The 10331-nt window shown below is 30.8% G+C and carries 10 protein-coding genes; 9 read left to right on the top strand and 1 reads right to left on the bottom strand.

Translation table 11 applies throughout. The annotated features are described in order from the left end of the window. The first annotated feature begins 138 nt into the window (after window positions 1–138). The 8 genes from D0T53_RS13175 to D0T53_RS13140 all read left to right on the top strand — a co-directional run bounded on the left by D0T53_RS13175 (window position 139) and on the right by D0T53_RS13140 (window position 9520). A complete protein-coding gene (locus tag D0T53_RS13175) occupies window positions 139–1356 on the top strand; it encodes a site-specific integrase (protein ID WP_163268666.1) in 1218 nt (405 codons plus the stop codon). A 141-nt stretch (window positions 1357–1497) separates the two neighbouring features. Beyond that, entirely contained in the window at window positions 1498–4410 is a 2913-nt protein-coding gene (locus tag D0T53_RS13170) for a DEAD/DEAH box helicase family protein (RefSeq protein ID WP_163268664.1), read from the top strand. A 238-nt stretch (window positions 4411–4648) separates the two neighbouring features. Then, on the top strand, window positions 4649–5173 hold the full coding sequence (locus D0T53_RS13165; protein ID WP_255489454.1) for an antirestriction protein ArdA: 525 nt from the start codon (window positions 4649–4651) through the stop codon (window positions 5171–5173). A gap of 243 nt (window positions 5174–5416) precedes the next feature. Next, window positions 5417–5800: a DUF6864 domain-containing function gene (locus D0T53_RS13160; protein ID WP_163268660.1), complete on the top strand. Its 384-nt coding sequence runs from the start codon at window positions 5417–5419 to the stop codon at window positions 5798–5800. After that, window positions 5797–6135 carry a hypothetical protein gene (locus D0T53_RS13155; protein ID WP_163268651.1) on the top strand — a complete coding sequence of 113 codons (339 nt, stop codon included), beginning with the start codon at window positions 5797–5799 and terminating at the stop codon, window positions 6133–6135. Before D0T53_RS13160 ends, D0T53_RS13155 begins: the two co-directional genes overlap by 4 nt. 390 nt (window positions 6136–6525) lie before the next feature. Then, window positions 6526–6924 carry a hypothetical protein gene (locus tag D0T53_RS13150; RefSeq protein WP_185153004.1) on the top strand — a complete coding sequence of 133 codons (399 nt, stop codon included), beginning with the start codon at window positions 6526–6528 and terminating at the stop codon, window positions 6922–6924. 969 nt (window positions 6925–7893) lie between these two features. Further along, window positions 7894–9072 carry a hypothetical protein gene (locus D0T53_RS13145; RefSeq protein ID WP_163268658.1) on the top strand — a complete coding sequence of 393 codons (1179 nt, stop codon included), beginning with the start codon at window positions 7894–7896 and terminating at the stop codon, window positions 9070–9072. A gap of 28 nt (window positions 9073–9100) precedes the next feature. Then, entirely contained in the window at window positions 9101–9520 is a 420-nt protein-coding gene (locus D0T53_RS13140; RefSeq protein ID WP_163268656.1) for a LapA family protein, read from the top strand. Here D0T53_RS13140 and D0T53_RS13780 read toward each other — a convergent pair. Continuing rightward, a complete protein-coding gene (locus D0T53_RS13780) occupies window positions 9517–9672 on the bottom strand; it encodes a hypothetical protein (protein ID WP_163268654.1) in 156 nt (51 codons plus the stop codon). The genes D0T53_RS13140 and D0T53_RS13780 overlap by 4 nt on opposite strands. Window positions 9673–9677: 5 nt before the next feature. On the opposite strand from D0T53_RS13780, the gene D0T53_RS13775 reads away from it, so the two are divergent. After that, window positions 9678–9968, top strand: a complete 291-nt coding sequence (locus D0T53_RS13775) for a hypothetical protein (RefSeq protein ID WP_163268652.1) — start codon at window positions 9678–9680, stop codon at window positions 9966–9968. Window positions 9969–10331: the final 363 nt, after the last annotated feature.

Raw genomic sequence — 10331 nt, 5'->3', positions numbered from 1 at the left:
GTTCGAATCCTGGTATCCCGACAATTGAAAAAGAGACACTTACAGAGATGTAAGTGTTTTTTGTTTTTATACCAAATACTGCAAAATTGGTCGTTTTTCTTTGACTCAGGTAAACCAAGAGTTAAACTGAAAAACTCAATGAAAAGTACTGTAAATGTGATATGTTACAAATCAAAAGTATTAGCAAATGGAGAACATCCTTTAATGATAAGGATATGTAAAGACAACAAAAAGAAATACCAGAGTCTTGGTATATCTGTTAGTCCGAAACATTGGGACTTTAAGAAGAATAAACCAAAGCCTAATTGCCCCAATAAAGAATTAATACTCAAGATTATACTTGAAAAAGAGACTGAGTTTCAAAAGCAGATTCTGGAGTTAAACTCCGAACGTAAAGATTATACAGCAACAACATTACTTACTTCTGTATCAGATAAGATTGAATTAAAAACAGTTGAAGAATTTTACAAGGAACTCATAGCCAAATTCAGGTCTTTAGGAAAACAAGGTAATTATCTGGTATATAAAGATTCTTATAATTCTATCAGAAGTTTTACTAAAGGTAAGATTGATATACCATTTAGTGACATTGATGTTAAGTGGCTCAATGAATATGAAGCTTGGTTAAGAACGAAAAAGAATGCTGAAACAAGCATAAGCCTTTCATTTAGAACACTGAGAAGTGCTTACAATAAAGCAATAGAAGCTAAACATGTAAGACGAAACTTATATCCATTCCATGAATTTAAAATATCAAAATTCGACACTAAGACCAATAAAAGGGCAATCAGTAAAGAATTGATAATAAAAATTATTGAACTTGATATAAGCAAGAAGCGGTATTATCTACAGTTTGCGAAGGATATATTTATATTCAGTTATTTGTGTGGTGGCATCAATTTCTCCGACATTTCACATTTAACCATGAGTAACATCATCGGAAATAATATGTCATATAAACGCAAGAAAACAGGTAAACAGATTACTATTCCGTTGATAGAACCCGCTATTAAAATAGTTGACAAATATTCTGTGAATGTGAATACAACAGGCTATATTTTCCCAATTCTGGATAAAAATACTCATTTAACTGAAATTCAAAAATATAACAGAATACATAAAGTTATGGGAAAAGTAAACAAGGCATTAAAGGATATATCCAAGCTGATTGGAGAAGATGTGAATTTGACTACATATGTAGCCAGACACAGCTATGCTACTGTATTGAAAAACTCTGGAGTAAACATTGCTTTGATTGGAGAAACTTTAGGACACTCTGACCTCAAGACTACTCAAATTTACTTAGACAGCTTTGAAAATAACCAGATTGATGAAGCACTTGTAAATTTGTTGTAAATTAATCTCAACTGAACTAAAGTCTTTATTAACATTTTTGATAATTTAGGGGTTTGTTTGTCCACTTTTTAGGAGATACCTTATATAATAGTTTACTAAAATATGGACAAAGAAGTTAAATCGACAAATCCCTAAGTTATTATGGCTGCAAACCTTGACCACAATGTAAAAGATACAGAAATCATCCACAAAGAGATAGAATACAAAGAGTTGAATATTGAGGACTTCTGGAATGAAGAAGAATCTGTAGGCTTAAAAACAACAAAAACAATATTAGACTTACAAGACACTGAGTATTTATCTGATGTTATTAACAGCAAGAACATCGTAGATTACAATGAAAGTAATACTGTAGTTATAAATTCATCTGTGGGACAAGGTAAAAGTACACTTGCTATAGATATTGCAAAGAAGTTTTATTTGACTTATGATGATAATAACAATCCTCTTTACTCTGTTATTTTTGCAGTTCCTCACAAATCTCTTGTAAAACAGTATATCAAAGACATGGAAGAAATACTACTAAAAGAACAGGTTGATGTCAATATTCCAGATTATGCAAACTTAGTAGAAATTGATAATGAGACTACATCTTCCCAGATAATAAAGGAAGTTGAAAAATCCAGTTCAGAAAGACTTCATGTATTTACCATCAATTGTTTATTAGGTAATCCAGGGGATGATGCTGTAGAACAAGGATTTGTAAAACGCTCATATCTTGATAAAATTATCTCTATCAATAAAAACACCAATAGAAAAATAGTAATAATCTTAGATGAAATACATGATTCAATACATAACTTCAAACAAGACCTGATATTCAACTTATGGAAATTCAGGACTAAAAGTGTATTGCATAAAACCTTTATTCTAAGTGCGACTTTCAATGAAGCATCTAAAGTGGTAATAAAATATATTGCAGAACTAACACATAAGAAACTTCAAATAATAGAGTCTAAGAGGAAACAACAAGTTAGTAAACTAAGTAACTTACACATCCATCTAACAAAAGGCTATACATATGATTTTGACTCTAATGAACTTGTTGAACTACTTGCTCCAATAATTGAAAAACATCAAGTATTAAACATATTGTCTTATTCTAAAAGACTATGTTCCAGGCTTGTTGATGGGACAGAAGGTGTTAGGATAAGAGATTTGCTAACATCTAAATTCGGGGAAAATATCAATATCTGCATACCAGAGCAAGACCATCTAACAGATAGACAAAAGAAAAACAAAGGTATTCCAGATGAAATAACATATAGTAGCAACTATATTCAAGGTAAATGTAATATTGGTACTACCTTTAAAACAGGAGTAAGTATTAAAGAAAAGAATAGTGGTTATGTTATAATTCTACCACCTAAATACTCTATGCAAGGTTTTGTTAAGAGTGGAGATTTTGGAATATTCACAAATGGTATAATTTCCTTGATACAAGCATTAGCAAGAACCAGAGAAAAATCAGATATTTATGTAATAATGCCGTATCCTAAACAATTTATTCAATACAATTATATAGAAGGCTCTTATATTGAGAATCTACTTAGGATAAGCATATTGAAAAATTACATTTATACTAACAATGAACCAACATTTAGCTACCACTCATATCAAGACCAAAATAAACTAATGTCTATTCATTATGATAAAATAAAAAAGAGACTTGATGCTGAAATAAAGGAAGTAGAGGATTTAAAGGATAGAAAAGAAAGAGAGTTTCTTCCATATCTAAAATACCCAACACTAGATATGTATATCCTTTCAAAAGGAGAAAAAATGCTTCACTCTTACTATATAATGTTTGGAAAAGACTTATCTGCCTACATGATATGGGGAGCATTTAATAATCAGTTTGTTAATTGCAAACTAAAGACAATATCTACAACGAAGGAAAAAATAATAGTTAAGCCTGATAATATTCAGCATTTTATATCCGAATACTTACTCAATAATTGTAATATAAACTGGTATGATACAAAAGAATCAGATGTTACACTATATGAAAAACTATATGGTAGAATTAAGTCTGAAATAAAGATACTTGTAAAAAAGAAAAAAATTGATGAATATCGAGAGCTAAGTGATATTATCTTGAGAAGGCATATTATGGCTTTTCTCCAAAAATTCACTAAAGGAAATCATGCTTTCAGCCAGAAGTATATGAAAACAATAGAGATAAATAATGATACTCAGTTTGAAGATTTGGAATTTTCAGCAGGAGATTATTTGCTATGCTCCATATCTTGTGCTAAAATCTACGACATTCAAAATATATTAACTCCTAATACTGAAACTAATCATTTAATTGATGCTTACCTTAATCTATATGAGGTATACCAATTGTTCATCAACAACAGTAAGATGATAATGAAAACTGATGAAGGAAAGTCTTATATTTATCCAACATATAACAAATATGAAACTCCTATCTTTACTCAAGATGAAACATCATTTATTATTCAAACAATTAAATCAATTGCAGAGGATGATAATTTCAAGACATTCAGAAAGTTTCAAAAGAACTTAGGAGATACAGCATCTGCAATCAATGCAATATATAAAGAATTAAGAGAAGCTTTCTTTTACCTAACAAAAGACAAAATTAATACTCCATCTGGGAGAATAAACATTAACTACATTGAAGTTAAGGATATTCCAACAAATAGAACAGGAGTTAATCTTTTATATGAATATGATTTTACCCCAGAAGAAAACTATGAAAATGATGATGATTATAATAAAGTTTTTGTTGATTGGCATGAAATAAATCAACCTAAATGGGAAGATGCAGATAATGACCCAACAGATGAAGAAAAAGCTTTGAGTAGCAGGCTAAAAGAGTCATTAGAGAAAGATGGCTATATTACCGAAGCAGAAAATGATGGTATCTCTAATGCACAAAATCAAGTTAAAATAACATCTAAAGAAGGTATAAAACAAAGCCTTTACAATGAAAGAAAACCAACAGATGCTGACATTGAGTTAAGTGCTCAGTTGATGAAATTATTTGGAAATCAGAACAATGAAGATTCGAAGCAAGAATCATAAGCTGTCCACTTTTTAGTAATATCATATATATATAACTCCCTAAAATCTGGACAGGACAATAGAACTGAATCCATGATAGAAATAAACCTCTGTCATGGATTTTTGTTTTTATATACCTCATATAATCTTACAAGTCACAACAGCAATAAATATATATAGATGCTGTGATGCAAGTGCCTGTTACCTCTCAAGTAGCTGACAGGGCTACACAACAACTCAAAACACAATCACAATGAATATGAACTTAGATGAAGCCAGCATATATGTTGGCACTTACAGCAAGTACAATGAAGGCTCACTATTTGGCAAATGGCTCAGCTTATCAAACTATTCAGATAAAGAAGAGTTTACAGAAGCTTGTTTAGAACTACATTCAGATGAAACTGACCCTGAACTTATGTTTCAGGATTGGGAATATATACCAGAAGGACTGATAGGAGAATGTTGGTTAAGTGATAACTTCTTTGCACTGAGGGACACACTTGAGAGCTTTTCATCACAAGAATATGATGCTTTTTGCTCATGGTGTACTTATTCAAATTATGATATTTCTACACAAGATATTGATGACCTTGTTGCAACATTTAGAGATGAATTTGTAGGTCAATATAATAGTGAAGAAGATTATGCTTATGAACTGATAGAAGAAACTTACGATTTATCAGAGTTTGCAAAGACTTACTTTGACTATGAGAAGTTTGCACATGATTTATTTACAACAGACTATTGGTTTGATGATAGTTATGTATTTGTGAGAAGATAGCACCAGTACACCATCGCAATAAATATAACATTGGTTTAACACTCAACTAAAAGGTAAAGTTGGTTTTATAGCAAGTTGAACCATACTTAGACAGGACTTCATTTCTAACTGTAAGATTGTGAAGTCCTGTCTTTAGTTTTCCACAAAAAATAGCACCAATAAATTATGAATTATATATTAAATGAAATAGAAAGTTGTTACATTTACAGTCTTAAAGACCTAATTTAACTATATAAATAAACAATGAAAGTTACAAAATTTGAGACAGGAGGTGGTTGGGAGATTCTTGATACAGGAGTTGTAATACATTATGATGAAGAAAAGCCTTTTACTCTCTTTGTTGTAGAAGAGGATGGAACACCAATAAAAGTAAGACTTGAGTTTGAGAAGGATGATGAAGTAAAAGAACCAATAGCAAAGATTGGTATTTTTGACCTTAATACTGTTCTTATAAAAATAAAATATCTTGGATTCCTTTCTAATTTTGGGTTGCTAAAACCTATGAGATTAGGCACATATAATAAGAAAGATATACTATTTAACTTCCGAGTGGATTCTAATGAGAAAGAAGATGTTAAATTAATCCACTATACTTGGTATTTAAAAGAAAAGGAGGAACAAGCATGAGTTTACAAGGCATAGATTTTAACAACCTCCCAATAGACCCCGAAACTAGTCAAAAAATAATAGACAAAACCTTTGAGAATCAAAATAAAGATAAAGAATTAGGGAAACTGGGGAAGTTTTTTGGCTGTGGAGATTCGGTAAAAATGAACATTGCTGGTTTAACAATATTTATTCTTCTAATTGCGGGTATTGGATACACAATCGCAATATTTTTTTCAGACCCTGGAACTAATAAAAATCTAATTGGAATTGTAGACTTCTGGGGCATAATAACACCGATAATAACCTTAGCTTTAGGTTATATTTTTGGAAAAAGTAAAAGTAATACAGAGTAGATTTACAATAAGATTATATGTATTTAAGACATAAAAAGTAAGGTAGGTAAGCATATTTTAAACATTTACAATCAAATTATATAGTATATACCCGATGGAAAGTTTGGAGAAAACACCTTACCCACCCTACCTTAGAACATCACTTCCTGAAAAATATTTTTTACTACAAAATTTGAAGTGGGCTTTATGTAAACTCAAATGCCCCTATAAACAGCCCCCACTAAGTTTTGGAAAAGAAAACTCCCCTGCCACTTTCTATATAAAGGAAATTCTGGCGGGGGGATTTATATATTTATCTTCTGTACCATCCTACAACCCTCACTAAGTTTTAGCAGGAAACACCTGTGGTAGTTTAAGACTACTTAAATCAACTTGCTAAACTAAAGTATTATGTCAGTAACAATTATTGGATTTCATCAAGTGGAATCAAAAGAAGGAAAGTCCTTTATTTCGTTAGAAATACAGGGAGAGTTAAAGTTAGTTCAATCAGAGAATGGAAACTTCTATCTAACTGCAAACAAAACACGAGTAGCAACTCCATTTCCAATTGAGGTTTGTCAGATGCTAATAGGCAGGACTTTATCAGGAAGTATTGAGAGGGTTGAATGTGAACCTTATGAGTACATAACTGAATCAGGAGAAGTTTTAACTCTGGAACATTCTTATGTTTATTCTCCGAAAGAACCTAAGGTGCAAACTCAACCTTCATTTCAAAGTTTTGCTCAACAACCATTCATTCAGCAGAACCCATTAGAGGGCTTCAATATGGGAGTGGTAGGACAGGCATAAAGAACAGCAACCTATTATCCCAAGCCTTCAAGTTATGAGGTTTGGGATATGTTTTTATTGCAATGTTGTACCTCTCAGTTTTTTTACGATCTGTCCAGAAAATAGGAAACTACTATATAGGTATTTCCCTAAAAAGTGGACAGCTTTACAGTTAGATTACAAGTACACCATTGCCAAAATATGAAATGCAGGCAGGGTGTTTTAGCTTTAGGCTGCTATCAAGATGTGAGAGCTCTCTGATGGGCAGCTTGTCATCTGCATTAGCTTGAAGTTACAACTAACATATATTATTTCTTTATGATGTTCTGGTTAGTTCTATACAGCATTTTTACAATCTGTCCCAGATGTACACAACACTTATTATATAGGTTTCAGTAGAATTGGGACAGATTCACAACTAATACAACAATCAAGTACAACATTGTAGAATGATTACAATACAAGGGGGAAATTGTTTTACTTTGTTGTCTGGTTGTTGTTAAGTATTTTACAACAGATGCACAAGCACTTAGAACAGAAGAAAACGCCCTATTTAAACTTCCACTTAAAACTCAAGATATTCAAACATATTTTATTTATAGAGTTTTTTTGTAATAAAAATAGTAAGATATACATAGAGTATAAACACAATAATAGTCCATGCCCGATGTTTTGACTTTGATTTCTCTTAAAATGATGGTTTTGTTATCAACTTAAATTTATATTTTTGTTGTAGTAACATTAATTGTTTGCTTATGAAGAAATAGAAAGAGTTAGAACATATTTGATATAAAGCATTTGCTTTATTACTGATGGTTTCAGAAAATCGCCAATTTTTAGAAACAGCCATTGAAGTAGTAAGTGAATGTTCATGTTATAGGCATGGACTTCCTTATTGTGGCTGTGGGTGTTTGGCGATACCTCTGAAACTAATAAGGTTAGTACCATGCCTTCTTATTTAACTATGGTGCAGTTTAAACTAATTTCAAAATGAAACAACTATACATTATAATACTTATATTTCTAAGTATGGGTGCATGTACAACTCCACCTAAAGAGATAAATGATTGGGAAAAACAAGAGTTGAAAGGAAAGGTCAAATCTGTCAGAACTGTTAATTTGAAAGCAAATGAAAGAGAGAGTGCAAAAAGAGAGATAACAAGTAGTTCTTATTCTGAGTTTAACGAGAATGGCTATTTAACAAGGCTAATGAGAGATTATTTCACTCAAGGAGAGTTTTCGTCATCTTCTGAAACTCATTATTATTACGAAGATAATATGTTAAAGAGAACAGAATCTGATAATGGAACAACTTTTACATATAAATACATATCTCCAACGGAAATTGAACATTATAGTTCATGGGGCGGAGCACCAGAGAGAGAAACAAAAAGATTTGACAAATCAGGATATTTAATCGAATCTAAGATAGAATCAACCATTGATAATACATACAACTGTAATAAATATACTTATACATACGACAACAAGAAGAACCTCATTTCAAAATCTTGGTATTTTATTTCCAATTTGGGAAATAACAAAGATTCATTGAGGAATAAAACAGAATACCAATACTCTTCAAATAATCAATTGATAAAAACAATATCAGAGACATATGGCTCAATATTGGAATTATCAGAAACAATTCACAAGTATGACGATAAAGGCAATATTGTCTCCGAAATGGTAAATGAGGAAAAAGGCAACAGTAAACAATCATTCTTTATAACTTATGAGTATGATAGTCAAAATAACTGGATTAGACGTGCTGTATATAATAATGAAAGAGATTATTTACCTCTACATGAACTTCAAAGAGAAATCAACTATTATTCAACAAATGAACCAGAACGTAATACTCTCTCAGGTGTTATTGCAATGCTAAAAAAAGAAAAAGAGATAAAACAATATTGTAATGAGGATATTGCAAGAGGACTTACTTTTGACTATATGAACATGAATTATCCTGACTGGGAAATTTGTACTGAAATAAATGTTTCGAAGATAGATAATTGTATTTTTAATATTCGGTTTCAAGTTATAAATCCACATAGAACTTACCCTGAATACGATATTATTGTTAAAGAACAAATAGTTGCAGAACTTTCAATTATTGAGAATTACACTAAATATCAGTTTCAACTAAAACGAGGGCTTTTATATTAAAATAAATAAACTATAAACATTAACTATTATGATGCATAGAGTAAGTATAACTACTTATCGTTTTGTAGAACCATCAATAATTACTGAAAAAGATTTTTATAAGATAAAAGAGTTAATAAGATACAATCCTGAATATACATATAATCCTTTCACAACAGAAAGTTTTTATGAAATTTTCAAGCCTATAATAATAGGTTTGGGCATAGGGGTAATTGGATTGTTTCTCACTCCTTTATGGGAGTTTTTTGCTGCTATTTCATTATTGATTTTTGTCTTTTTTATAATCTATTTAGTGACAGGAGGTATTGCAACATTAATATCAGTATTTCGGTTGAAACATAAAGAGCAGAAATATAAAGATGCAATAAACAAAGCAATAAGAGAAACAGACACGTATCAATTAATGTTGATAAAATTCAAGAGATATTATAATGGTACAGACTCTTAATTTACAGTTGAAGATATTTGTTCTCTTATTTTCATTGTTGTTCTTGTTATCATGCAAGGGGAACAATGATAAATCAGATTATAGTTATTCTGATGGTAAGTATTTTGCTGAGATAAAATATCATAATCCGAAAACTGGAACAAAGTCAACATACACCTTGAAAGTTAAGATAGAAGATGATAAACTTGTAAAGATATTTTGGTCTAATGGTGGATGGTTAGATGATAGTCATTTTACACCACCAGATATTAGTTCAGGTAAAGTATCTTTTGTTTCAGATAAGGGATATAGGTATAGAGTAAAGATAATAGATTATGAAGATGAACTAAATTCTGATAATGAAGAAGATGAATCAGAAGATAATGTTTGTCCTCAATGTGGTGGATATAAATACTATTATGATGATTATTGCGATGATTGTCAAGAAGAAACCGAAGATTATGAGTAAGAATAAAGATGATAAGCAACACCGAATTTTCTACGGTGTCATTATACTTATGTTTATTATTAGTTTTTATCAAACATGCGTGAAAGAAGATAAAGACCCAGATAAAACAGAGAACGAAATGGATAGAAGGTTAAGATTGAACTAAGAAATTACTAATAAATCTTGGAATATATAGTGAAGTTAAACCACCAGTTAAACCATTAGATTCAGCTTTATAAATTACAGTAAATATCAACAGTAAGAAGCAGTAAATAAGCTACTTACAGATACACTGTATTTTGCAGCTATATGTCTTTGGGAGCAGGGGGTCCCAGGTTCGAATCCTGGTATCCCGACAATTGAAAAAGAGACACTTACAGAGAT

It is taken from the genome of Dysgonomonas sp. 216 (assembly GCF_010501065.1).
In the GTDB taxonomy this organism is placed as follows: Bacteria; Bacteroidota; Bacteroidia; order Bacteroidales; family Dysgonomonadaceae; genus QVMM01.
The sequence above is the reverse complement of the archived record's forward strand: the minus strand, read 5'-3'. Positions and strand labels throughout refer to the sequence as shown.

Coding starts and splice junctions, on each gene's coding strand:
- D0T53_RS13175 (WP_163268666.1), top strand. CDS start 139: ATGAAAAGTACTGTAAATGTGATATGTTACAAATCAAAAGTATTAGCA.
- D0T53_RS13170 (WP_163268664.1), top strand. CDS start 1,498: ATGGCTGCAAACCTTGACCACAATGTAAAAGATACAGAAATCATCCAC.
- D0T53_RS13165 (WP_255489454.1), top strand. CDS start 4,649: ATGAACTTAGATGAAGCCAGCATATATGTTGGCACTTACAGCAAGTAC.
- D0T53_RS13160 (WP_163268660.1), top strand. CDS start 5,417: ATGAAAGTTACAAAATTTGAGACAGGAGGTGGTTGGGAGATTCTTGAT.
- D0T53_RS13155 (WP_163268651.1), top strand. CDS start 5,797: ATGAGTTTACAAGGCATAGATTTTAACAACCTCCCAATAGACCCCGAA.
- D0T53_RS13150 (WP_185153004.1), top strand. CDS start 6,526: ATGTCAGTAACAATTATTGGATTTCATCAAGTGGAATCAAAAGAAGGA.
- D0T53_RS13145 (WP_163268658.1), top strand. CDS start 7,894: ATGAAACAACTATACATTATAATACTTATATTTCTAAGTATGGGTGCA.
- D0T53_RS13140 (WP_163268656.1), top strand. CDS start 9,101: ATGATGCATAGAGTAAGTATAACTACTTATCGTTTTGTAGAACCATCA.
- D0T53_RS13780 (WP_163268654.1), bottom strand. CDS start 9,672: ATGTTGACTTTGTTCCAGTTTTCGGATTATGATATTTTATCTCAGCAA.